We start from the raw sequence: 23,566 nt of genomic DNA, 5'->3' as shown, positions 1-23,566 counted from the left end.
ACGCATTCCGCTCAGCGGTCCGGAAACCGAGACCCGTCGTCCGGTCACGGCTACGGTGCCATCGAAAAGGCGCCGCAACACGCGATTCGCCTTCGCCACGTCTTAGCCAGGAGAGAATGTCTATGCCTGCTGAAGCGACCACGACTGACGTCCTCGTCGTCGGCGCAGGACCGACCGGGCTGTACAGCGCCTACTGCGCCGGGTTCCGCGGCTTGAGCACAATCGTCGTCGACGGTCTTCCCCAGGCCGGTGGCCAGGTAAGCGCCCTCTACCCGGAGAAAGAGATTCACGACGTCGCCGGTCTGCCGGCCGTCCGAGGTCGGGATTTCGTCGCCGCGCTGCGCGCCCAAGCCGATCAATTTCGACCCGGCTATCGGCTTGGCAGGCAAGCCATCGGTCTCGGCCGCTCGGACGAGGGCAAACCTCGGGTGACCTTGTCCGATGGAGAGGTGATCGAGGCCGGCGCGGTGATCCTCGCCGGTGGCCTGGGGACCTTCACACCGCGTCCTTTGCCGGCAGGTGAAAGCTTCCTGGGGCGGGGACTGACCTACTTCGTGCCGGCGCCGTCAATGCACGCCGGCCGAGACGTGCTGGTGGTCGGTGGCGGCGACAGCGCAGTGGACTGGGCAATGACGCTGCAGCCTGTCGCCAAATCGGTGACGGTGGTACACCGTAGGGAGGTTTTCCGGGCCCACGCGGCCGGTGTCACCGCACTCGCCGGATCCGGCGTGCGGATCATCACCAATGCGGAAGTCGAAGCATTGCATGGAACAGAAACGGTCGAGGAAGCGCACGTGCGCGTCCGCGGTATCGAGGACCCGGAGGTCATCAAGGTGGACAGCGTCGTGGCCGCGCTGGGCTTCGTCAGCAATCTCGGCCCGCTCGCCGACTGGGGCCTGGAACTGCGCCGCCGAAAGATTTTGGTGGACTCGCGGATGCACACCAACCTCCACCGCGTCTACGCGGCGGGCGACATCACCGAGTACGAAGGCAAAGTTCGGCTCATGTCGGTCGGGTTCGGGGAAGCCGCGACCGCGGTCAACAACGCTGCCGTCGAAATCGATCCCGAACTGAATCTCTTTCCTGGCCACTCGACCGAAAACGTCTAACCGAAGAAATCCGGAGAAATCATGTCTTACGTCATCGGAGCCAACTGCGTCGACGTCACCGACCGAGCCTGTATCGATGTCTGCCCCGTCGACTGCATCTACATCGGTGACCGCAAGAGCTACATCAACCCCAACGAATGCATCGAATGCGGCGCGTGCGAACCCGAATGCCCGGTGGACGCCATCTTCGTCGACCGCAAGGCCAGGACCGACGACGACAAGAAGGTGTTCCTCACCGACTCCCTCGCCTTCTTCACCGACCCGCTCCCCGGTCGCGACCGGCCTCTCGGCGATCCCGGCGGTTCGGCCACGGTCGGCGAGCTGGGAGTGGACACCGCTTTCATCGCAGGCTACGGGGCTTGACGAGGACCCGGTCGCGTCCGCTCCCGCGAAGCCGGCCGCGGGTTGCCGCCGTCGGCTTCGCTGTTCGCCCGCTCCGCCACACGGTGTTGGCCTTGCCGAACGGGAGCACGCCGGCGCGGCGGTGCCGCCCACGGCCGCTCACTGACGGCTTGCGGGCCGCCGCGGATCACGTCCACGATCCGCGGCCATCGCAGAGCTGACAGTCCTTCAGCCGGCCTCCATCACTGAACGCGACGCCCACGGCTGAACTTTTCACGACCGGCTTTCAACGTGAAGCACATCACTATCAGCACGCGTCTCCAGGCGTTTGTCTGCGCCGGCACAGACAGGGGTCCCGACAGCCGGCCCTCCGTGGTCACCACCGCAACGAGCGAACGTCGGGGCCGGTGGCCCTCCGAGAGCCCCCCGGGTATCTTCCCTAAGCAGATGCTTAGCGCGCGCACTGCGTGCCCGATCGCTGTTTCTCAATGATGAGGAGGTCCTCGTGACCGATTCCCCCGCCCGGGTTGCCATCGTGACGGGAGCCGGCCGCGGCATCGGTGCCGCCGTCGCCCGTCGCCTCGCCGCCGACGGGTTCGCCGTCGGGTTGCTGGACCTCGACGAGTCGTCGGTGAAGCAGGGTGCGGAGGCGATCGTGGCCGAGGGCGGCCGGGCCGTCGGCGTGTCGCTGGACGTCAGCGACGCCGACCAGGTCGAGGCCGCCGTCACCCGCGTCGCCGAGGAACTCGGCGCGCCGACCGTGCTGGTGAACAACGCGGGCATCACGCGCGACAACCTGCTGTTCAAGATGACCGAGAACGACTGGGACTCGGTGCTCGGCGTGCACCTCAAGGGCTCGTTCCTCATGACGCGCGCGGTGCAGAAGTACCAGACCGAGGCCAAGTGGGGCCGGATCGTCAACCTGTCCAGCACCTCCGCGCTGGGCAACCGCGGCCAGGTCAACTACTCCGCCGCGAAGGCCGGCATGCAGGGCTTCACCAAGACGCTCGCCATCGAGCTGGGCAAGTTCGGCGTGACCGCCAACGCGATCGCGCCCGGGTTCATCGCCACGGACATGACCGCGGCCACCGCCGAGCGGCTCGGCATGGACTTCGAGGACTTCAAGAAGGCGGCCGCGTCGCAGATCCCCGTGCAGCGGGTGGGCACGCCGGACGACATCGCGCACCTGACCTCGTTCCTCGTGAGCGAGGGCGCGGGTTTCGTGTCGGGTCAGGTCATCTACGTCGCCGGCGGACCGAAGGACTGAGGCTCATGCGCGTTTTCCCGAACATCGACGAGTTCGCGGCCGCCGCGGGTGAGCACCTCGGCGAGAGCGAGTGGCTCACCGTCACGCAGGAGCGGGTGCAGCAGTTCGCCGACGCGACCGACGACCACCAGTGGATCCACCTCGACACCGAGAAGGCGGCCGCGGGACCGTTCGGCACCACGATCGCCCACGGGTTCCTCACGCTTTCGCTGCTGCCGCGCTTCGGCTCGCAGGTCTACCGCGTCGACGGCCTGAAGATGGGCATCAACTACGGCCTCAACAAGGTGCGGTTCCCGCAGCCGGTGAAGGTCGGGGCAAGGGTGCGCGGCAGCGCGGACCTGCTCGAGGTGACAGACGTGACCGGCGGCAAGCAAGCTGTGGTGCGGTGGACCGTCGAGATCGACGGCGAGGCCAAGCCGGCCTGCGTCGCCGAGTTCGTCGCCCGCCTGATCGCCTGACACCGCGGCCGGGCAACCCGGCCCGGGGGACACCCGGGCCGGCGGCTGTACGACATACCGACCAGTCGGTAGCCTGGCCCGGGAGAACCACGAGGAGGCCCGATGACCCCGTCCGACCCGCCAGGACTCGACCTGGCCCGCCTGCGCGCCTACCTCGACGAGCAGCGGCCCGGTCTGGTCACCGGCGAGCTGACCGCCGAGGTCGTGCAAGGCGGCCGCTCGAACCTCACCTACATCGTGGGAGACGGCACGAACCGCTGGGTCGTGCGCCGGCCGCCGCTCGGGCATGTGCTGCCGACGGCGCACGACATGGCGCGCGAGTTCAAGGTGATCTCCGGGCTGGCCGGCACGGCGGTCCCGGTGCCGGGCACCGTCGTGCTGTGCCAGGACGCCGACGTGCTCGGCGCGCAGTTCTACGTGATGGAGTTCGTTGCGGGCACGCCGTACCGCACCGACTCCGAGCTCGAGAAGCTGGGCACCGAGCGCACCCGCGAGATCGGGTTCCGGCTCGTGGACACGCTCGTCGACCTGCACGCCGTGGATCCCGAAGCGGCCGGCCTCGGCGACTTCGGCCGGCCCGAGGGCTTCCTCGAACGTCAGCTGCGGCGCTGGAAGAAGCAGCTCGACGGCTCCCGCAGCCGTGACCTGCCCGGCGCCGAAGAGCTGCACGACAGCCTGGTCGCGAAGCTGCCCGCTTCTCCCCCGGCGACGATCGTGCACGGCGACTACCGGCTCGACAACGTGCTCGTGGACGGCGACGACCGCATCACCGCGGTGCTCGACTGGGAGATGTCCACCCTCGGCGACCCGCTCACCGACCTCGCGCTGATGGTGGCCTACGCCGAGCGCGACAAGGTGTCGCTGCAGATGGTCTCCAACGCCAGCTCGGCGCCGGGTTATCCGAGCCCCGACGAGGTCATCGCCCGCTACGCCGAGCGCTCGGGCCGCGACACCTCCGCGCTCAACTGGTACGTGAGCTTTGCGTTCTTCAAGCTCGCCGTGATCCTGGAAGGCATCTACTTCCGCTACAGCAAGGGCCAGACCGTCGGATCCGGGTTCGAGGGCATCGGCGACGCCGTGGTCCCGCTCGTGTCCCACGGCTACGAGACGCTCAAAGAGGAGAAGTAGCTATGGACTTCGCGTTCGACGCGCGCACCGAGGAGCTGCGCGGGCAGCTGCTCGACTTCATGGACTCCCACGTCTACCCCGCCGAGCCCGTCTTCGAGGAACAGCTGGCGCAGCGGGAGAACCCGTGGACGTCGGTGCCGGTCGTCGAGGAGCTCAAGGCCGAGGCGCGCAAGCGCGGCCTGTGGAACTTCTTCCTGCCCGGCGAGGACGGCGCGGGGCTGACCAACCTGCAGTACGCGCCGCTGGCCGAGATCACCGGCCGCAGCCCGCGGCTCGCGCCGACCGCGGTGAACTGCGCCGCGCCGGACACCGGGAACATGGAAGTGCTGCACATGTTCGGCAGCGAGCAGCAGAAGAAGCAGTGGCTGCAGCCGCTGCTCGACGGCGAGATCCGCTCGGCGTTCGCGATGACCGAGCCCGAGGTGGCCTCGTCCGACGCGCGCAACATCGCCACCAGCATCCGCCGCGACGGCGACGAGTACGTCGTCAACGGCCGCAAGTGGTACATCTCCGGCGCGATGAACCCGAACTGCAAGATCATGATCGTGATGGGCAAGACCGATCCCGACGCCGCCCCGCACCAGCAGCAGAGCATGATCCTCGTGCCACGCGACACCCCGGGCGTGACGATCAAGCGCGGCATGCACGTGTTCGGCTACACCGACGGCGACCACGGCGGGCACGCCGAGGTGCTGTTCGAGGACGTGCGGGTGCCGGCCGAGAACCTCATCGCCAACGAGGGCGCCGGCTTCGCGATCGCCCAGGCCCGTCTCGGCCCCGGCCGCATCCACCACTGCATGCGCGCGATCGGCATGGCCGAGCGGGCGCTGGAGCTGATGTGCCGCCGCACGCTCTCGCGCGAGACGTTCGGCAAGCCCATCGCCGAGTCGGGTGTGGTGCAGGACTGGATCGCCGAGTCGCGCGTGAAGATCGAGCAGCAGCGGCTGCTGGTGCTCAAGACCGCGTGGCTGATGGACACCGTGGGCAACCAGGGCGCGCACACGGAGATCCAGGCCATCAAGATCTCCACGCCGATCACCGTCGAGTGGATCCTCGACAAGGCCGTGCAGGCGCACGGCGCCGGTGGCGTGAGCCAGGACTTCCCGCTGGCCGAGCTGTGGGCCGGCGTGCGCACGCTGCGCCTGGCCGACGGTCCCGACGAGGTGCACAAGCGTTCGCTGGCGCGCCGTGAGCTGAAGAAGTACCGGGCGGAGGCCGGCCGATGAGTGTCACTGCCGAAGACCTGCGCGGGCAGGTGGCCGCGTTCCTCGCGACCCACGACCCCGCGTCCCTCGAACGCCTGGAGTTCCTGCGGGCCCGCTACGACGCGGGGCTGGCGTGGGTGCACTTCCCCGAGGGCCTCGGCGGCCAGGGCGCGCCACGCGCGCTGCAGCCGGTGGTCGACGCCGCCTTCGCCGCGGCCGGCGCGCCGGACAACGACCCGCGCCGCATCGGCATCGGCCTCGGCATGGCCGCGCCGACCATCCTCACCTTCGGCACCGACGAGGTGCGCAAGCGGTATCTGCGTCCACTTTGGACGGGCGAGGAGGTGTGGTGCCAGCTGTTCAGCGAACCCGGCGCCGGCTCCGACCTCGCCGCGCTGGCCACCCGCGCGGTGCGCGACGGCGACGACTGGGTCGTGACCGGCCAGAAGGTGTGGACCTCGAGCGCGCACACCGCGAGGTGGGGCATCCTCGTCACGCGCACCGACCCCGACGTGCCCAAGCACCAGGGCATGACGTACTTCCTGTGCGACATGACCGCGCCCGGCGTCGAAGTGCGGCCGCTGCGCCAGATCACCGGCGAGGCCGAGTTCAACGAGGTGTTCCTCACCGGTGTGCGGATCCCCGACTCACAGCGGCTCGGCGCCATCGGCGAGGGCTGGAAGGTCGCGCAGACCACGCTGATGAACGAGCGCGTGGCCATCGGCGGCAACGCGCTGCCGCGTGAGGGCGGGCTGATCGGCATGGTCGCGAAGACCTGGCGGGAGCGGCCCGAGCTGCGCACGCCGGAGCTGCGCGACCGGCTCGTGCAGCACTGGGTGGAGGCCGAGTCGTTGCGGCTGTCGGCTTCCCGGCTGCGCCAGCAGCTCACCGCGGGCGCACCGGGGCCGGAGGGCTCGGCGATGAAGGTGGCGTTCTCCGAGCTGAACCAGAAGCTCACCGGGCTGGAGATCGAGCTGCTCGGCGAAGAAGGCCTGCGCTACGACGACTGGACGCTGCGGCGGCCGGAGAAGGTCGACTTCCTCGGGCGCGAGGCGGGCTACCGCTACCTGCGCGCGAAGGGCAACTCGATCGAGGGCGGGACCTCGGAGATCCTGCGCAACATCATCTCCGAACGCGTGCTGGGGCTGCCGTCCGAGCCGCGGGTGGACAAGGACGTCGCCTGGAAGGACCTGCCGCGATGAGCGAGCTGCCCACCCCGGACCTGTTGTACTCCGACGTGGAGGAGGACCTGCGCGCCTCAGTGCGTGACCTGCTCACCGACCAGGCCTCCCCGGCGGCGCTGCTGGCGCGCGTGGAGACTTCGGAGCCCTACGACCTGAAGCTGTGGCGCACGCTGGCCGCCGACCTCGGCGCGGCCGGGCTGATGGTGCCCGAGGACCTCGGCGGCCACGGCGCTTCGGCGCGCGAGACGGCCGTGGTGCTCGAGGAGCTGGGCCGCAGCGTCGCGCCGGTGCCGTTCCTGGGCAGCGCGGTGCTGGCGACGTCGGCGCTACTGGCGGCGGGCGGGCCGGTGGCGGCCGAGCTGCTCGGGCGGCTGGCGCCCGGTGAGCTGATCGGTGCGCTCGCGGTGCCGCTGTCGACCGCACCGGGTGCGGTGTTCCCGGGTTCGGTCACGGTCGGGGCCGACGGCACGCTGAGCGGGCGCGTCGGGACGGTGGCCGACGCTTCCGCCGCCGAGCTGCTCGTGGTGCCCGCCACCGGGCCCGACGGGCCGGCGCTGTACGCGGTGGAGGCTTCGGCGGCCCAGGTGACGGAGCTGGTGTCGCTGGACCTCACGCGGCGCGTGGCCGACGTCGTGGTCGAGGGGGCGGCGGCCCGGCTCGTCGTGGCCGGTCCGGAGGCCGAGGCGGCGCTGGACACGGCACTGACCACGGCGGCGGGGCTGCTGGCGTCGGAGCAGACGGGCCTCACCGAGTGGGCTTTGACGACCACCGTGACGTACCTGAAGGGTCGCTACCAGTTCGGGCGCCCGGTCGGCGGGTTCCAGTCGCTCAAGCACCGGCTGGCGAACCTGTACACGGACCTGGTGAACGCGCGCGCCACGGCCCGGTACGCGGCCGACGCCCTCGCCGGCGGCTACGACGTGGCGATCGCGGTGGCCGTGGCCCAGGCCCGCGTCGCCCCCATCGCGGTGCACGCCGTGGAGGAGGCGATCCAGCTGCACGGCGGGATCGGCATGACGTGGGAGCACCCCGCGCACCTGTTCCTCAAGCGGGCCAAGAGCGACGAGCTCGCGTTCGGCACCCCGGGCCGCCACCGCGCGCGGCTGGCGGATCTGGTGGACCTGCCGGCTTGAGGTTTCAGGGCCCCGTCTGCCTTTCGGCCGGCGGGGCCTGCGCGCGTGGTGGCCACTGTGGACGGTGGCGCCCGGTACCTCGACACAGTCGCGTCAAAACAGTCGCGGGCTAAACAGTCGCGTACGAACAGGCGGCAAGAGTGCACTTTTTCCTGTGGTGGCCACAAGGTTCGGCTTTCTAGCCTGATGATCATGGCATCGGGACCCGAGCAGCTGACGATCACCGTCGGCACCCACCGGCACAGCGCGCTCGCGGCCGGCCCCGAAACCGGGGAGCTGGTCCTGTTGCTGCACGGCTGGGCGCAGTTCGCCGACTCGTGGACCACGGAGCTCGCGGCTCTCGGCGCGGCCGGTTACCGTGCCGTCGCCGTCGACCAGCGGGGCTACGCGGCGGGCGCCCGGCCGTCGGACGTCGACCAGTACTCCGTGCGCCACCTCATCACCGACGTGATCGCCTTCGCGGCGGCCCTGGGCTCCGACCGCTTCCACCTCGTCGCGCACGACTGGGGCGCGATGGTGGGCTGGGCGTTCGCGAGCGCGCACCCGGACCAGCTCCGGTCGCTGACCGTGCTGACCACGCCCCACCCAGCCGCACTGCACCAAGCGGCCACGGATGATGCCCGCCAGTTCCGCGACCTGGGCTACGTCCGCTTCTTCCGCCGGCTCGACGGCCGCGCCGAGGCCTCCCTGCTGGCCGACGACGCGGCCGAGCTGCGCGCCGCCTACGGCGATCGGGTGCCCGCGGCCCTGGTTGAGCGCAACATTTCGCGGCTGACGGAGCCAGGCGCGCTGACCGCCACGCTCAACTGGTACCGCGGCCCCACGGCGAGCGAGTTCGACATCCCCGCCGGCCGGATTTCGGTGCCGACGCTGTACCTGTGGGGCAGCGAGGACCCGTACCTGGGGCGAACGGCCGCGGAGCTGACGCGGTCGTACGTGGACGGGGAGTACTCGTTCGAGGTGGTGGAGGGGGCCAGCCACTGGCTTCCGGAGGAGGCCGGGGAGTTCATCGTGCCGCGGATTGTGGACCACCTCCGCCGCCACTGAGCAGCGGTTCGGACCGATCTGTCCGAACCGGAAATGTGCCCGTCACGTGCCACAACTCCCCGGCAATCACCGGGTCCTAGCGTCGCGCCTGCCCTTCCCCACCTGCTCGGAAGCGAGGCAGTACGTGGCACTACCAGCAAGACTCACCCGGAGATCCGTGCTCGGCGGCGCCGGCGCGGCGGTCGCCGGCGGCACCCTTTCCCTGACGCTGGGCGCGGCGCCGGCGAGCGCCGCTCCGGCCGGCGGCCCGGCGCTACCGCCGGTGAACCAGATCCCCCACCGTGGCCGGCTCGTCGACTACGAGATCACCGAGCTCGCCGTCCTGCTGCGCGCGGGCCGGACGTCGAGCGTCGAGATCACCAAGGCCTACCTCGACCGGATCTCGAAGTTCAACGGCCCGTACGAGGTGTATGGCGACAACGGCGCGTACAACGCGTTCGTGCGCGTCGACTCCGCCGGCGCGCTGGCCGCCGCCCGCGCCGCCGACCAGCGGATCTCCGACTGGCGCCGGCACGGCGACAGCCTGTCTCCGCTGTGCGGAATCCCCATGGGCGTCAAGGACTCCGTGGGCATCAAAGGCCTGAACGCGCAGGACGGCAGCCCGGCGTTCGCGGGCAACAAGGCACTGCAGGACGCCACAGTGGTCGCCCGGCTGCGAGCGGCCGGTGTGGTGCTGCTGGGCAACACCATCTGCTCGGCCTTCTCGGGTTCGATCACGGGCACGTTCGCGGGCAATGCCTGGAGCCCCGCGTACGTGCCGGGCGGATCGAGCCAGGGTTCGGGAGTCGCACCCGTCGCGCGGCTGGCCGCGGCGTGCATCGGCGAGGAGACGGGTGGCAGCATCATCATGCCGTCGGCCGCGAACGGTGCCAGCGGGATCAAACCGTCGCTGGGCACGGTCTCGATCGCCGGGTTGATGCCGCTTTCGCCAGGTTACGACGTGCTCGGCCCGATCTCCCGCAGCGCGCGAGACTCCGCACTGATCCTGAGCACGATCCTCGGTCCCGACCCGGTGAACGACCCGCAGACGCTCTCGGCGCCCCTGCCGTTCCCGGCGATCCCGTCGTCGCCGCGACCCGGACGGACTCCGTTGCGGGGGCTGACGATCGGGATCCCGCAGACGGACTGGATGAACGTGGGCGGCACGATCAAGACCGGGGTCAGCCCGCAGGACACCTACGGCGCGGAGCACCTGAAGGCGTTCAACCGCCTGGTGGGCCAGCTGAAGAGCCTGGGCGCGCAGGTGAAGGAGTTCCCGGGCCTGGACATGACCGACCCCGCGCAGAACCCGTACTTCGCATCGGCGGACGTGCTGGCCACCGTCGACGGATCGCCGGTGTCACCCTCGGCCGCGGTGGTGAACGCGAACCGCTACGAGGTCCGGTTCGTCGCGGCGGTCGCGGACTTCTGCGCGAGCGGCATCCCGACGCCAGACGCCGTCGCCACCCTCACCGGCCAGTACGGCCGTCGCGCGCCCGGCGAATCGACGGCGAGCTTCGCCAGCGCCGACCGCTTCAACGGCGGTATCCCCGCCTCCGTCCGCTACGAGGGCGAACAGCGGCGCCGCCGGCTCATCGCCAACTACACCAAGGCGTTGGAGGACGCCGGCGTGGACTTCATGCTCGTGCTGGCGCTGGGCGACGTGATCGGCCGGCGCGCCGGCGGTGGCCCCGGCTTCCCGGTGTACCGGGCGTACTACCAGGTGCCGAACGCGCTGGGCTGGCCCATGGTGAGCTTCCCCGTCGGGTCCACCGCTGGCCTGCCGATCTCGGCCCAGTTCTGGGGACCGCGCTTCGCGGAGCCCGCCCTGGTCCAGTCCGCGGTGGACTACCAGGCCCACTTCCCCGAGTACCACAGCGCGGCGCCACCGGACCCGGTGTTCACGGCTCCCCGACTGGCACCACGCGCGCTCGCCCTGGCTCCCGAAGACCCGACCAACGACCCGATCCTGGGCGAGGAAGCGATCAGGAGGGCGTTGTCGTGAGCGTCGCCGAGCCCACCCGATTCCTGACCGTGGACTTCTCGACCCCGGTCGACATCGGGTTTCTTCCGCAGCACGCAGAGAAGCCCGCCGTTGCGCAGTTGACGATCGGCTGGGCCCCCAGGCTGGGCACGACTTACCTTCCGTTCGACCCGGCGGACCAGATCGTGCCGGGAAGCACGCCTGACTGATCCGCCTCGGCGGCCGCGCTCCCTGACTCGGCCATGACGCGAGATCGCGCCGGTGTCCGGATTCGGCGGTGCGATCGGCCCCCGGCCGATCCGACCGCTGGATTCGGGCACCGGCTCGAAGGCGATCTCGCACCCGAGGCAGAGAATCTGTCGGTGGGCGTGGGTAACGTGCCGAGCCATGACCGAAACGCCGGCTTGGGCGTACGAGAAACCGCAGGTCACCACCGCCGATCCCGCGTGAGCACCGCGTGGCGCACCTGCACGTGATCCCGGCCGGCCACCCGCGCTGGTTGGCCCAGCTCACCTTCCGCGACGCCCTGCGGGGCGACCCGGGGCTGGCCGCGGAGTACGGCGCGCTGAAACGACGCCTCACCACGGAAACCACGGACCGCGAAATCTACACGGCAGGCAAAACGGCCTTCGTCGCCCAAGTCCTGGCCCGCCACGGGGTGGTGCTGCCGACCGAGTGAGCTCAGGCGGGAACCCGGCCACGGCGCGAGATCGCGCCGGCTTCCGGATTCGGCGGTGCGATCGGCCCCCGGCCGATCAGACCGCTGAATCCGGAAGCCGGCTCAAAGGCGATCTCGCACGCCCTGCCGGAGGCGGGGCAGAAATTACGGCCGCAGCATCGACAACAGCAGATCCGCGAACTGATCCCCCACCTCACGCGCCGACAACGGCCCGCCCCGCCGGTACCACGTGCCCAAGTGGTGCACCGACCCGAAGAAGAAGTCCACGACCAAGTCGGCCGGCTTGTCCGTGCGGAACTCGCCCGTGGCCTGGCCCTCTTCGATCAGGCCGCGGAAACGCTCGTGGTACTTGCGGCGTTCGGCGCGCACAGCCTTGCGCTTGTCGGCGCTGAGCTGGTGCAGGGACTGCAGGAAGATGGTGTTGTCGTCGAGGTTGTCGATGCTGCTGACGACCACGTCGGACGCCGCGGCGGTCAGGCGTTCGCGCAGGGGGGCGGCGGAGGAGGCGACGCGTTCGAGCTGGGAGGTCTGTTCGCGCAGGACGCGGGCGTAGATCTCGTACAGCAGGTCGTCCTTGGAGCCGAAGTAGTGGTACATCGCGCCCTTGGTGACGCCGGCCGCCTCGACGATCTCCTGCACCGACGTGCGGTCGAAACCCTTCTTGGCGAAGAGCTTCGTCGCGTGCTGGAGCAGGCGGCGAGGCACAGCGGGCTGTTCGTCGGGGACGGCGGTCTTGCGTGTGCTTGCCCGGGTCATCGCGAACACCCCCTCTCCGATTCCGAGAAGAACCAGCCTACCGGCCGCGGCCGGTCAGTAGGCGCCGCCGTGGTCGAGCAGGCGGCGCGGGTTGTCCACAAGCATGGTGGTGAGGTCGGCTTCACTGACGCCGCGTTCGCGCAGCGCGGGCAGCACGTCGTTGGTGATGTGCAGGTAGTGCCAGTTGGGCAGCACGGCCTCGCGGATCGGCGCCTCGAGCCAGTCGAAGTAACACGACGCGTCGTGTGAGAGCACCATGCTTCGGGCGTAGCCGCGTTCGCACAACGCCGCAACCGTCGCCACGCGCTGTTCGAACGGCAGGTACACGTCCACGCCGAAGCGGTCCATGCCCAGCAACGAACCCCGGTCGGCCACGGCCGTCAGGTACTCCAGATCGGCCGAGTCGCCGCTGTGCCCGATCAGCACCCGCGAGAGGTCCACGCCCTCGGACTCGAACACGTTCTGCTGCTCCAGCCCCCGCCGGGTCCCCGCGTGCGTGTGGGTCATGATCGGCACCCCCGTGGCCCGGTGCGCCTTCGCGACCGCACGCAACACCCGCTCCACGCCCGGCGTCATCCCGGGCTCGTCCGTGGCGCACTTGAGCACCCCGGCCTTCACCCCCGTGCCCGCGATGCCCTCGGTGATGTCGCCGACGAACATCGCGACCAGCGGGTCGTCGCCGCCCAGCATCGTGCCCGGGCCGCGCAACGACAGGTAGTGCGGCACGTCGTTGTAGGTGTACAGACCCGTCGCGACGACGATCTGCAGCCCGACCTCGGCGGCGACCTTCTGCACCCGCGGCACGTAGCGGCCGAGCCCGATCACCGTCGGATCCACGATCGTGTCGATCCCGGCGTCCTTGAGCGCCTGCAGCTTCGCGATCGCCTCGGGCACGTGCACAGCCTCGTCGAACCCGTCGTGCTCCGGGTAGTTCGCCACGAACTCCGGGCTCAGCACGAAGATGTGCTCGTGCATCAGCACCTTGCCCAGAGCCGCCGGCTCCACCGCACCCCGCACCGTCTCGACCATCGTTCTCCCTAGCCTCGGGCGCGCAGCTCGCGCCGCAGGATCTTCCCGCTGGTGGTCTTCGGCAGCTCGGCGAGCACCTCGACCGAACGGGGATATTTGAAGGCGGCCAGCCGTTCCTTGCAGTACGCCACCAGCTCGTCCGGCGAAGGCGCTGCGCCCGGGGCCGCGCTGACGTAGGCCTTCACGGTCTCGCCGCGGTACTCGTCCGGCACCCCGACCACGGCGGCCTCACGCACGCCGGGATGCGTGTACAGCACGTCCTCGACCTCGCGCGGCCACACCTTGAACCCGGAGGCGTTGATCATGTCCTTGAGCCGGTCGACGACGTAGACCCAGCCGCGTTCGTCCATGAACCCCACGTCGCCGGTCAGGAGCCGACCGCCGGGCAGCGCCTCGGCCGTGGCCTCGGGCCGGTTCCAGTAGCCTGGCACGACCATCGGCCCCTCGACGGCGATCTCCCCCGCCTCACCGGCCGGCAGCTCCGTGCCGCCCTCGCCGAGGATCCGCACGACCACCCCCGCCACCGGCAGCCCGATCGAGAGCGTGCCGGACGCCGGGTCCACGGGCGCCTCGACACCGGCGGGCACCACGACGCACCCCGCCGTGGTCTCGGTGAGGCCGTAGCCGTTGTGGAGGTACCGGCCGAACCGCTCGCGGAACGTGGCCACGATGGCCGGGGGCAGAGCCGCGCCGCCGGAGTACAGCGAGGCGAACGACGCGAAGTGCTCCGGCGTCACGTCGGGATGCGCCATCAGCGCCATGTACGCCGTGGAAGGTCCGACCATGTACGACGGCCGGTGCTCCAGCAGCGCCCCGAGCACGACGCCGGCTTCGAAGCGGTACGCGAGCGCCAGCGTGCCGGCGACCTCGAAGGCGTAGACGACCTCGCACACCATGCCCGTGATGTGGAACAGCGGCGCGAGCGCGAACACGGTCGCTCCCGGCTCCACGCGTCCGGCGCCGGCGAGGATCGCGGCGTTGGTGCCGAGGTTGCCGTGGGTGTTGGTGGCGCCCTTGGGTTTCCCGCTCGTGCCGGAGGTGTAGCTGATCAACGCGACGTCGCCGAGGCCGAACGCGGGATCCGGCGGCGGGTCGCCGGGGGTCGAGTGCAGCACGTCGAGCAGGTCGGCCGCGCCGGGCGTCGCGACACGGCGCACCTCGCCCAGCACGCGTTCGTCGTCGCGGGTCTGCAGGTCGAGCTCGCTCGTGGTCACGGCGATCGTCACGGTGCTGCCGGGCACGAGCGCCCCGACGAACTCGTGCCACGCCTGCTGCGAGCAGACGAGCGCCTTCACGCCCGCGTCGGTGAGCACGTGGGTCAGCTCGCCCGCGCGGTACATCGGGTTCACCGGCACCACGATCCCGCCGGCTTTCCACGCGCCGAGCAGGCAGATCACGAATTGCGGCACGTTCTGCAGCACCAGCGCGAGCCGATCGCCGCGGCCGAACCCGGCGCCCGCGAGGTGGCGGGCGAACGCGTCGGAGAGGTCGTCGAGTTCTCGGTAGGTGAGCCGACCGTCGAAGTAGGCCAGGGCCGTGGCCTCCGGTGCTTGCCCCGCGCTGCGGCGGAAGGTGGCCAGCGGCGTCGTCGGCGTGATCTCCGCGATGTCGAGGCCGTGCTCGGCATAACTCGCGAGCCAAGGCTTGGAGTCGTACCAGCTCATCCCGCGCCCTCCCTCGGACACCGACCAGTCGGTATGGAGAGCGACGCTAGAGATCCCACTGGCGGTCCGTCAACCCCACCCGGCCAAGGCGCCCCGATGTGGCGTTCGGTGCACCCGACGCCACATCGGGGTGCTCGGCGGATGGTGCTCAGTGCTCCGGCAGCTCTTCGAGCTTGCGCTGCAGCTTGTTCATCCCGCCGAGCCAGCGGTCGGTCTGCGTGGCGCGCAGCGCGTAGTACTCGGCGACCTCCGGGTGCGGCAGCACGAGGAACCGGCCCTCGTCGATGGCGGCGAACAGCGCGTCGGCGACCTGCTCGGGCTCGATCGCCGAGGCGCCCATGAGCAGCTCGCCGCGGGGGCCGCTGCTGTCGAGCATCGCCGTGCGCACGCCCTGGGGACAGATGGCCTGCACGGTGATGCCGCGGTGGCGGTAGGTCGCAGAGAGCCACTCGGCGAAGGCGAGCGCACCGTGTTTCGTCACCGAGTACGGCGCCGAGCCGAGGGTGGTGAGCAGGCCCGCGGCCGAGGCCGTGGCGATGAAGTGGCCCTTGCCCCGGTCGAGCCACGCGGGCAGCAGCTGCTTGGCGGCCCGGACGTGGGCCATCACGTTGACGTCCCAGGTGCGCGCCCAGTCGTCCTCGGTCGCCTGGTCGCCGCCGAAGGGGGCGATGCCCGCGTTGGCGCAGAAGACGTCGATCTCGCCCAGCGTCTCTCGGGCGGCCGCCAGCAGCTTCGTGACACCGTCCTCGCTCGCGACGTCGCCGGCGAACGCCGTGCCGCCGACCTCGGCGGCCACCTCGGCCGCGGCTTCGCCGTCGAGGTCGGCCACGACGACGCGTGCGCCGCCGGCGGCGAAGCGCCGCGCCAGCGCCCGGCCGATCCCGCCGCCACCGCCTGTGATGACGACCCCGGCGCTCACAGGCCACCGCCCAGGGTCACGCCGCCGTCGAGGACCACGGTCTGGCCGGTCATCCAGCCCGCGTCGTCCGACAGCAGGAACGCCACCGCGCCCGCGATGTCCTCCGGCACGCCGAGGCGCTTCATCGGGTAGGCCGAGGCGACTTCCTCTTCCTTGCCCTCGTACAGCGCGGTCGCGAACTTGGTCTTGACCACGGCCGGGGCCACGGCGTTCACGCGGATCTTCGGCCCGAGCTCGGCACCCAGCTCCTGCGTGAGGCGGATCAGCGCGGCCTTGCTCACGCCGTACATGCCGATGCCGAGCGACGCGCGCAGGCCCGCGATCGACGCGACGTTGACGACCGAGCCGCCGTGCTCGCCCATCCACGCGTCGCGGGCACGCTTCGTCCACGCGAGCGGCGCCAGCACGTTCACGGCGAGGATCTTCGCCGCCGCGGCTGGGTCGACGTCGAGCGAGGGGCCGTAGACCGGGTTGATGCCGGTGTTGTTCACGAGCATGTCGAGCCTGCCGAAGCGCTCCATCACCTTCGCGACCGTCTCGTCCTGGTGCGCCGTGTCGTCGGCCTTCCCGGCCACGAACATGGCGTCGTCCTCACCGAGACCGGCGACGGCCTCGGCCAGCGCCTCGGGCTTGCGCGCGGTGATGCACACTTTCGCACCCCGCTCGACCAGCCCCTTCGCGATGGCAAGGCCGATCCCGCGGCTGGCACCGGTCACGATCGCCACGCGGTCCTTGAACGAGTTCACAGCGTCGGTCTCCTGTTCTGCCGCACACCGGTGCGACCTAAGCGACTGCTAAGTGGAGGCTACCGGGGATACATCCCGCACCGCTTAGTTCGACCGACCGCTCGATCTTCCGACAGGCGGACTGCGTTCTGACGAGTCCTGTCCGACCGCTGGGTCGGCCTGCAGGTTGCGCTACACCGCCAGGCGATGGTCGGATGTCTGAGTCCCGAATCGCGGCCCTCATCCCTCCAGGTGCGCCCCAGAGCCCCAGTCGTCCCATCGGCGCGTCGCCGTCGCCACCGCCTCCCCTGCCGCAGCTGGATGCCCGGCATCCGGCGGCGATGTGGAGCTGCACGACCCTCAAGCTGGACGCCTCCGGCCGGTTGGCCACCCGAACGCAACTCGAGGAACTCGGCTGGGGACCGGGCACGCACATGACTCTGACGGTTTGGCACGGCGCCGCCGTCCTGTTCCGCCGAGACGAGAACGGCGCCGTCACCGTGGGTCGCAGCCTTAGTACTGCAACGACACTTCGTTATGAATCGACCGGCGTGTCGGTTAGGTACGGGTTCGACGGTCGTGTAGTTGATCTTGTGTGCTGGAGCTGGTGACGGACTGGTCGGCGCGTTTCGCTGCGTTCGCGGGGCGGTTCGCGGAGCGGTTTTCGCGGGTGGAGCCGCGGCGGCAAATGGTTTCCTACCTGCGGGGGCTGCTGGCGGAAACCGAGCGCAAGAACGGCTGGACCCTGGCAGAGATGGCCGGTGAGACGGGTCCGCAGGGCATGCAGCGGCTGCTGAACTTCTACGCCTGGGACGCCGAGGGCATGCGTGATGATGTGCGCACTGCGGTGGTCGACGTGCTCGGGGACGCCGAACGTGGCGTGTTGATCGCCGACGAGACCGGATTCGTGAAGAAGGGCACGAAATCCGCCGGCGTGGCGCGCCAGTATTCGGGCACGGCTGGGCGGATCGAGAATTCGCAGATCGGCGTGTTCTTGGCGTACGCCTCGGATCGGGGGCGGGCTTTGATCGATCGCGAGTTGTACCTGCCGAAAGAGTGGATCGCGGATCGGGGAAGGTGCGCTGCAGCCGGTATTCCCGACGACGTCGGATTCGCGACCAAGCCCGAACTGGCACAACTGATGGTGGAACGCGCGCTCGCCGCGAGAATCCCGTTTGCATGGTTCACCGCCGATGAAGCCTATGGGCAGGTCGGGCGGCTACGGCTCTGGCTGGAATAACACGACATCGCGCATGTGCTCGCAGTGCCCAAGTCCCAGATGGTGATTTCCATGGATCTGCGGCAGCGGCGTGTCCACGCCGTCATCGCGGACGTCGACCCGGCCACCTGGCAACGTCTGTCCTGCGGCGATGGCGCCCACGGGCAACGGATCTACGATTGGGCCGCCGTCGACATCCGCCCCTGCGCCGACCAGAAGTCGGCCACTGGCTGCTGGCCCGCCGCTCAGTCAGCGACCCCACCGAGATCGCCTATTACATTTGCTTCGGCCCCGCCGCAACCGACCTCCAAGAACTGGTGCGCGTCGCCGGAACCCGCTGGGCAATCGAAGAAAGTTTTCAAACCGCGAAGAACGAAACAGGGCTCGACCACTACCAGGTCCGCCGATACCAAGCATGGTATCGGCACATCACCCTCTCCATGGCGGCGGCGGCATTCCTCGTCATCACCCGAGACGCCGCGAAAAAAGGGGATCCGCACCCGGTCTGATACCGCTCACGTCCAACGAAATCCGCAAACTGCTCAACCGCGTCACCGCACCGATCCGCCACACAATCCAGCATGCGATGCACTGGTCACGATGGCGACGCTCCAGCCAAGCCCGAGCACGTACTAGTGCCGTGTCACGCAACGTTGGGTAGGTAATTCGGGCGGCGGATCTTCGAGCCGACGGCGAAGTGTCGCTTCGGGTGGCAGTGCCGGTTGCGCCACCGGAGATAGCCGGCGATGGCGGCTTCCTGGGCGGCGTGGCTCGGGTAGTCACTGCCATCGAGGGCGAAGTAGCGCAGCGCGGTGAACTCGCACTCGACCCAGTTCAGCCAGGACGCGTTGCTCGGTGTGTAGACCAGCTCGATCCCGTGGTCGGTGCACCAGCCGGTGACCTCGGCCTTGGCGTGGGGTTTGTAGTTGTCGCAGATCAGATAGAGCTTCCCGGTGGGGAAGCGGCGGCGGAGTTGTTTGCAGAAGTCGAGGAACTGCGGCCAGCGTTTGCGGTCACGGAACCGGTAGAACACCTGGCCCGACACGAGATCCAGTGCGGCGAACATCTGCCGGATACCGGCATGGCGGTTGTAGGTGGCGCGCAGGCGTGCTGGCTGGCCGCGGCGGAACCAGCCGTGACCAGGCCGGGGTTGCAGGTTCAACGGCCCGAACTCGTCGACACAAAGCACCCGCCCGTCGACGGGTGGATGGTCGTAGAGGTCCAGGATGCGCGCCATCTTGAGGGCGAAGTCCGGGTCGAGGCTGGCCTTCCACGTTTTCGTGCGCTGCCAGCTGACGCCCGCTGTGTTCAGGATGCGTCGCGCGGTCTCGGCGGAGACGGCCAGCCGGTGGTGTTTGCGCAGGTAAGCAACCAGTTTGGTGAGGCTCCAGGTGGTGAACGGTTGCCCAAGTTCGCAGGGAGCGCTGCGGGCGATGCGGCAGAGGAGTTCACGGGCGGCCGGACCGAATTTAGCTGGTCGGCCGCCGTTCCATTTTGGGTCCAACGCCGCGAACCCCTGCTCGTTGAACGCGTGGATCACCTCCCGCACATAGTTCTCGGTCTCGGCGAACATCATCGCGATCTCACCGGCGGACCGGCGCTGCACCGACGCGAGCACGATCCCGGCGCGACGTAATCGAACCCGGTCCCGCGTCGACCTGGTGATCTTCACCAAGCGTTGTGCTTGTTCGGGCTCTAACTCGTGCACGAACACCTCGGGCTGACGAGCCACGGGCACCACCTCCACCGGGGCAGCCTGCCAGGCGCGACCAGCGGATCAGGCCATGGGCTATTACCTCGCCAACCTTCTGGGGCGCGGCACTAGCCACTACCGACGACGCGGCCATCACGAAGTGTCGTTGCAGTACTAAGCGAAGAATCAGCGCGCTCGGCCGCCTGCGGCACAACCGTCAGCGTCTCAGCCCCTGTCAGAGCTGCCTTCCACCGAAGGTTGCCCTTACCATCCCCAGAATCTCCGGCGCATGATCCACAAGGAAAAAATGCCCGCCGGAAAACGCCACCAGGTCGAAGGACGCTGTCGTACAGGAAGCCCAGTCCTGCACTTCGGCAATCGTGGTATGCGAGTCACTCTCGCCCATCAAGGCAGTGATGGGCGTCGCCAGCGGCTTCCCTGGGACGGCCCGATATGTCTCGATCGCACGATAGTCCGAGCGCACCGCCGGTAAGATCATATTCTGAATTTCCGGATCCCGCAGCAAGCCGGCATCCGTGCCGCCGAGTGACTCGATTTCGGTGATCAGGCCCTGGTCGTCGAGCAAGTGAACCGTTCCAGGCCGACTGGCCCCCGGCGACGGTCTACCGGAGACAAACAGATGCGCCAAGCGAAAACCGGCCAGTTCCCGCAACCGGCACGCTACCTCGTAGGCGACGACGGCACCCATGCTGTGCCCGAAAAACGTCAGAGGAAGGTCATGATTTCTGCCCATCGCGGCGACAACGGCGTCCGCGAGGTCGTCGATCCTCTCGACCATCGGTTCGGCCCGCCGGTCCTGACGCCCGGGGTACTGCACGGCGACGACGTCGGCGGCCGGCGCCAGCGCCCGAGCCATCGGTTGATAAAAAGTCGCTGACCCGCCAGCGTGCGGAAAGCACACCACCCGATGAGTGGCCTCCTCCGAAGGACCAAATCTGCGGAGCCATTTCTCGCCATCCATCGAATGTACATCTCCTAGTAGTTCGCATTTTTAGGACAACGTTTTGTCGCCAGGCAGTCCAAACCGACGAGACTCGCTGTATTCGTGGACATCAGAGAACAGTCCCTATCCATGCACCGACGATATCGGCGGTTTCTTCAGCGTAATCCTCCATGATAGTGAAGTGATCACCCGAGGCGTATCGAATCGCCGACATCGGACCGGGAGGCAGGGGACCGTCATCGGAACCATCCCCTAGCGGGTCCCTCGAACGAATTAGAAGAGTTGGAAATTCGCGCAACCCCGAGATCTCCCAGCCATCGAACATATCGAGATACCAGATCTGGGCCGACAACCGCACACTGTTCAACGGAGCCAAGGGATTTTCCCTTTCGCGCATCCCAGCCAGCAATCCCCGCGGGACTTTTTCTTTTATCTTCGATTTCATCGAGAACGTATCCAGCAACACGACGCCGCGGGGCGCGCTGCCACACTCAGCCATGAAGTCCGCCACCTCCATGGCCAGCGCGCCGCCCGACGAGTATCCGGTAAGCACAAAAGGAGCACCCTCGGTCTGTCGAAGAATCGAAGCCGAGACAAGCTTCGTCAATGCCATGCGATCGACGGCCAGCTTTTCGTCCTTCTCGAACCCTGGCACTGCGACGCCCAGCGGGGCCAAGCCCGCGGGCAGAGCAGCCCCAAAACGCCGATACACGTGTGGCCCACCCATCGCAACGAGTGGAGAAACCATCACGAGATAGCCATCGAGGTCACCTTCCCGCTCGGTGAGGGATGTCGTACAGTCAAGCCGGTCGATCTCCGTCTCGTCGAATGTGGGCCGAATTCTGGCAACCGCGCGAAGGATCGACTCGCTCTCAGCTTGCTTCCCGGCATCCCAACCATGCCTGATGACGTCACTGAGTAGCTCCCACGACTCCTCTCCGGAATCGTTGTCGCCCCGCTGACCGGCCCCGTCTTCGAGGAGCTTGAGAAGATACTGTGCCATCGACCTGACTGTCGGGTAGTCGAAAATCGCCGTGATCGGCAGGCCGGCTCCGGCGACGGTGCCCAATCGGGCCCGTAGCTCGACCGCGCTCAGCGAATCGAAGCCCATGTCCGTGAACTTCCGGTCGGTCGCAACGTCGGCCGGGCCGGCGTGTCCCAGCACGGCGGCAACATGTTCCGCGACGAACTCCATTGCCGCGGACAGCCGATCGCCACCAGTGGCGCCGGCCACTCGCTCTTGCAACGACGGCACCGGCCTCGCCCGCCTACCGGAAACCATTCCGGTAGGCGATTCCAGCGCTCCCGCCGGCTCAGGCCAATATCGCTGCCGCCGGAAGGCATAGGTGGGCAGGGGTACGATTCCGACCGGCCCGAACGTGGTCGCCCAGTCGACATCGGCACCGGACGCGATCAGCGCTGCCAACGCTCGGGAGCTCGTCTCCGACTCCGGCCTGCCCTTTCGCAGCATCCCCACGGCAGTCGACCCGCCCGGCCCAGACCGGTCGGCATCCACCGAGGTGATTAACGCCGTCAATGTCGTGTCCGGCCCGATCTCGAGCACCCGAGTCACGCCCTGCTCACGCAGCCACTCCATCCCCTTCGCGAAACGCACTGCCTCTCGCGCGTGTCGCACCCAGTATTCCCCCGAACCCACCTCGTCCCCCATGACCGGCACACCGGTCACGAGCGAAATCAGTGGCACTCGTGGATGCTGCCAAGGCAAACGTGCCGCCGCGAGCAGCTCGCCGAACTCGGACAACATCGGATCCATCAACGATGAATGGAATGCATGGCTCACTCGCAGCTTGCGTGAGCGTGCTCCCAACTCAGCCACAACCCGTTCGACCGGCCCTGTTTGGCCGGCCAGCACCACTGAGCTCGGCCCGTTGACCGCCGCGATCGAGACGTCGCCCTCGACGGCGGATCTGACCCGTTCAACGGTCTCTTCGCCCGCTTCCACAGCGACCATCACACCGCCCTCGGGCAACGCCTGCATCAACCCCGCGCGCAGTACCACCAGCCGGCACGCGTCCTCGAGGGAGAACACCCCCGCCGACCACGCAGCGGCGATCTCGCCCACCGAATGCCCGAGCACGTGACTCGGCGCGAGGCCCCAGGAGCGAATCAGTTCGACCAACGCAACCTGCACAGCGAACAAGGCCGGTTGAGCATAACCGGTTCTGTCCAACAGCTCCGCATCGGCGCTGCCGGCCTCGGCCCACACAACCTCGCGTAGTGAGGGACGTAGTTCCAGTTGCGCGGCCAGCAACTCCATCACGGTGTCCCATGCGCGGGCGAACGCCGGGAAAGCCTCGTACAGACCCCGGCCCATCCCCGCCCACTGCGAGCCCTGCCCCGAAAACACCCAGGCCACCCGACCTTCGGTACCAACGGTCGTGGCGGTCACCACCGAAGCCGGCTCCGCACTCTCGGCGATGGCTTCGAGCCCCTCCAGCAATTCCTCGATCGACCGACCGGTCACCACCGCGCGATGCTCGAACAAGGCGCGCGCCGAGACGAGTGACCAGCCCACCTCAGCCGGTGTCAACTCCGGTCGCGCGCGCACCCAGCTCACCAGACGCTCGGCCTGGAACGACACCGCTTCACGCGAACGACCGGACACTACCCAGGGCACGAGATCGCCCGCGACCACCCTGATCTCGGACGGCTCGGCGGCCGGCGAGGGCTCCTCGAGCTCCACGAAGGCCGGAGCTTGCTCGATGATCACGTGCGCGTTCGTGCCGCTGATTCCGAAGGAAGACACGCCCGCACGCCATGAGCGGCCGGTCGCCGGCCACCCCACCTCCTCGGTCAGCAACCGCACCGCACCCGCCGACCAATCGACGAACGATGACGGCTCGTCGACGTGCAATGTTCTGGGCACCAACCCGTGTTTCATGGCCATCACCATCTTGATGATCCCGGCAACACCCGACGCGGCCTGCGTGTGCCCGATATTCGACTTCACCGAACCCAACAACACAGGACGATCAACCGGACGATCCTGCCCATACGTCGCCAGCAACGCCTGAACCTCAATCGGATCACCCAACCGAGTCCCCGTCCCATGCCCCTCCAC

At 68.8% G+C, this 23,566-nt stretch carries 20 protein-coding genes and 1 pseudogene; 13 read left to right on the top strand and 8 right to left on the bottom strand.

The genetic code is table 11. The features are described 5' to 3' along the window. Positions 1-116 precede the first annotated feature (116 nt). The 12 genes from ACWEOE_RS37375 (at position 117) to ACWEOE_RS37320 (ending at position 11,515) form a co-directional block, all read left to right on the top strand. Complete coding sequence (locus ACWEOE_RS37375; RefSeq protein ID WP_452017764.1) at positions 117-1,109, top strand: NAD(P)/FAD-dependent oxidoreductase; 993 nt, start codon at positions 117-119, stop codon at positions 1,107-1,109. Between the two features lie 21 nt (positions 1,110-1,130). Beyond that, positions 1,131-1,472 (top strand): indolepyruvate ferredoxin oxidoreductase subunit alpha, encoded by a 342-nt coding sequence (locus ACWEOE_RS37370; RefSeq protein ID WP_452017762.1) that lies wholly within the window; start codon positions 1,131-1,133, stop codon positions 1,470-1,472. A gap of 484 nt (positions 1,473-1,956) precedes the next feature. Further along, the gene (gene fabG / locus ACWEOE_RS37365; protein ID WP_452017760.1) at positions 1,957-2,718 is read left to right on the top strand and encodes a 3-oxoacyl-ACP reductase FabG; all 762 of its coding nucleotides are present in this window, start codon (positions 1,957-1,959) and stop codon (positions 2,716-2,718) included. 5 nt (positions 2,719-2,723) lie between these two features. Next, positions 2,724-3,176: a MaoC family dehydratase gene (locus tag ACWEOE_RS37360; protein ID WP_452017758.1), complete on the top strand. Its 453-nt coding sequence runs from the start codon at positions 2,724-2,726 to the stop codon at positions 3,174-3,176. 102 nt (positions 3,177-3,278) lie between these two features. Further along, positions 3,279-4,304 carry a phosphotransferase family protein gene (locus tag ACWEOE_RS37355; protein WP_452017756.1) on the top strand — a complete coding sequence of 342 codons (1,026 nt, stop codon included), beginning with the start codon at positions 3,279-3,281 and terminating at the stop codon, positions 4,302-4,304. A gap of 2 nt (positions 4,305-4,306) precedes the next feature. Further along, complete coding sequence (locus ACWEOE_RS37350) at positions 4,307-5,530, top strand: acyl-CoA dehydrogenase family protein (RefSeq protein ID WP_452017754.1); 1,224 nt, start codon at positions 4,307-4,309, stop codon at positions 5,528-5,530. Then, positions 5,527-6,711: an acyl-CoA dehydrogenase family protein gene (locus tag ACWEOE_RS37345; RefSeq protein ID WP_452017752.1), complete on the top strand. Its 1,185-nt coding sequence runs from the start codon at positions 5,527-5,529 to the stop codon at positions 6,709-6,711. Before ACWEOE_RS37350 ends, ACWEOE_RS37345 begins: the two co-directional genes overlap by 4 nt. Beyond that, positions 6,708-7,826, top strand: coding sequence for an acyl-CoA dehydrogenase family protein (locus tag ACWEOE_RS37340; RefSeq protein WP_452017750.1), 1,119 nt, complete (start codon positions 6,708-6,710; stop codon positions 7,824-7,826). Before ACWEOE_RS37345 ends, ACWEOE_RS37340 begins: the two co-directional genes overlap by 4 nt. A 192-nt stretch (positions 7,827-8,018) precedes the next feature. Further along, complete coding sequence (locus tag ACWEOE_RS37335; protein ID WP_452017748.1) at positions 8,019-8,873, top strand: alpha/beta fold hydrolase; 855 nt, start codon at positions 8,019-8,021, stop codon at positions 8,871-8,873. Between the two features lie 157 nt (positions 8,874-9,030). Beyond that, positions 9,031-10,857 carry an amidase gene (locus tag ACWEOE_RS37330; protein WP_452017746.1) on the top strand — a complete coding sequence of 609 codons (1,827 nt, stop codon included), beginning with the start codon at positions 9,031-9,033 and terminating at the stop codon, positions 10,855-10,857. Continuing rightward, a complete protein-coding gene (locus ACWEOE_RS37325; protein ID WP_452017744.1) occupies positions 10,854-11,045 on the top strand; it encodes a hypothetical protein in 192 nt (63 codons plus the stop codon). Before ACWEOE_RS37330 ends, ACWEOE_RS37325 begins: the two co-directional genes overlap by 4 nt. Before the next feature lie 248 nt (positions 11,046-11,293). Then, entirely contained in the window at positions 11,294-11,515 is a 222-nt protein-coding gene (locus ACWEOE_RS37320; RefSeq protein ID WP_452017742.1) for a GrpB family protein, read from the top strand. A 144-nt stretch (positions 11,516-11,659) separates the two neighbouring features. Here ACWEOE_RS37320 and ACWEOE_RS37315 read toward each other — a convergent pair whose 3' ends face one another. The 5 genes from ACWEOE_RS37315 to ACWEOE_RS37295 all read right to left on the bottom strand — a co-directional run bounded on the left by ACWEOE_RS37315 (position 11,660) and on the right by ACWEOE_RS37295 (position 16,629). After that, entirely contained in the window at positions 11,660-12,271 is a 612-nt protein-coding gene (locus ACWEOE_RS37315) for a TetR/AcrR family transcriptional regulator (RefSeq protein WP_452017740.1), read from the bottom strand. Between the two features lie 54 nt (positions 12,272-12,325). Next, positions 12,326-13,300, bottom strand: a complete 975-nt coding sequence (locus tag ACWEOE_RS37310; protein WP_452017738.1) for a phosphotriesterase family protein — start codon at positions 13,298-13,300, stop codon at positions 12,326-12,328. An 8-nt stretch (positions 13,301-13,308) separates the two neighbouring features. Next, positions 13,309-14,964 carry an AMP-binding protein gene (locus ACWEOE_RS37305; RefSeq protein ID WP_452017736.1) on the bottom strand — a complete coding sequence of 552 codons (1,656 nt, stop codon included), beginning with the start codon at positions 14,962-14,964 and terminating at the stop codon, positions 13,309-13,311. Positions 14,965-15,112: 148 nt separating this feature from the next. Beyond that, on the bottom strand, positions 15,113-15,883 hold the full coding sequence (locus tag ACWEOE_RS37300) for an SDR family oxidoreductase (protein ID WP_452017734.1): 771 nt from the start codon (positions 15,881-15,883) through the stop codon (positions 15,113-15,115). Then, positions 15,880-16,629: an SDR family oxidoreductase gene (locus ACWEOE_RS37295; RefSeq protein ID WP_452017732.1), complete on the bottom strand. Its 750-nt coding sequence runs from the start codon at positions 16,627-16,629 to the stop codon at positions 15,880-15,882. Before ACWEOE_RS37295 ends, ACWEOE_RS37300 begins: the two co-directional genes overlap by 4 nt. 574 nt (positions 16,630-17,203) lie before the next feature. On the opposite strand from ACWEOE_RS37295, the pseudogene ACWEOE_RS37290 reads away from it, so the two are divergent. Next, a pseudogene (locus ACWEOE_RS37290) lies at positions 17,204-18,336 on the top strand (IS701 family transposase). Positions 18,337-18,470: 134 nt separating this feature from the next. On the opposite strand, the gene ACWEOE_RS37285 reads toward ACWEOE_RS37290, so the two are convergent. From ACWEOE_RS37285 to ACWEOE_RS37275, 3 genes are all read right to left on the bottom strand, one after another. Further along, complete coding sequence (locus ACWEOE_RS37285; protein ID WP_452017730.1) at positions 18,471-19,574, bottom strand: IS630 family transposase; 1,104 nt, start codon at positions 19,572-19,574, stop codon at positions 18,471-18,473. 181 nt (positions 19,575-19,755) lie between these two features. After that, complete coding sequence (locus ACWEOE_RS37280) at positions 19,756-20,502, bottom strand: thioesterase II family protein (RefSeq protein WP_452017728.1); 747 nt, start codon at positions 20,500-20,502, stop codon at positions 19,756-19,758. A gap of 91 nt (positions 20,503-20,593) precedes the next feature. After that, a complete protein-coding gene (locus ACWEOE_RS37275; protein ID WP_452017726.1) occupies positions 20,594-23,566 on the bottom strand; it encodes an acyltransferase domain-containing protein in 2,973 nt (990 codons plus the stop codon).

Source organism: Amycolatopsis sp. NPDC004368, from assembly GCF_053602515.1.
The sequence above is the reverse complement of the archived record's forward strand: the minus strand, read 5'-3'. Positions and strand labels throughout refer to the sequence as shown.

Excerpts from the sequence above, each read along its gene's own strand:
- ACWEOE_RS37375 (WP_452017764.1), top strand. The coding sequence starts at position 117 with ATGTCTATGCCTGCTGAAGCGACCACGACTGACGTCCTCGTCGTCGGC.
- ACWEOE_RS37370 (WP_452017762.1), top strand. The coding sequence starts at position 1,131 with ATGTCTTACGTCATCGGAGCCAACTGCGTCGACGTCACCGACCGAGCC.
- ACWEOE_RS37360 (WP_452017758.1), top strand. The coding sequence starts at position 2,724 with ATGCGCGTTTTCCCGAACATCGACGAGTTCGCGGCCGCCGCGGGTGAG.
- ACWEOE_RS37355 (WP_452017756.1), top strand. The coding sequence starts at position 3,279 with ATGACCCCGTCCGACCCGCCAGGACTCGACCTGGCCCGCCTGCGCGCC.
- ACWEOE_RS37350 (WP_452017754.1), top strand. The coding sequence starts at position 4,307 with ATGGACTTCGCGTTCGACGCGCGCACCGAGGAGCTGCGCGGGCAGCTG.
- ACWEOE_RS37345 (WP_452017752.1), top strand. The coding sequence starts at position 5,527 with ATGAGTGTCACTGCCGAAGACCTGCGCGGGCAGGTGGCCGCGTTCCTC.
- ACWEOE_RS37340 (WP_452017750.1), top strand. The coding sequence starts at position 6,708 with ATGAGCGAGCTGCCCACCCCGGACCTGTTGTACTCCGACGTGGAGGAG.
- ACWEOE_RS37335 (WP_452017748.1), top strand. The coding sequence starts at position 8,019 with ATGGCATCGGGACCCGAGCAGCTGACGATCACCGTCGGCACCCACCGG.
- ACWEOE_RS37315 (WP_452017740.1), bottom strand. The coding sequence starts at position 12,271 with ATGACCCGGGCAAGCACACGCAAGACCGCCGTCCCCGACGAACAGCCC.
- ACWEOE_RS37310 (WP_452017738.1), bottom strand. The coding sequence starts at position 13,300 with ATGGTCGAGACGGTGCGGGGTGCGGTGGAGCCGGCGGCTCTGGGCAAG.
- ACWEOE_RS37305 (WP_452017736.1), bottom strand. The coding sequence starts at position 14,964 with ATGAGCTGGTACGACTCCAAGCCTTGGCTCGCGAGTTATGCCGAGCAC.
- ACWEOE_RS37280 (WP_452017728.1), bottom strand. The coding sequence starts at position 20,502 with ATGGATGGCGAGAAATGGCTCCGCAGATTTGGTCCTTCGGAGGAGGCC.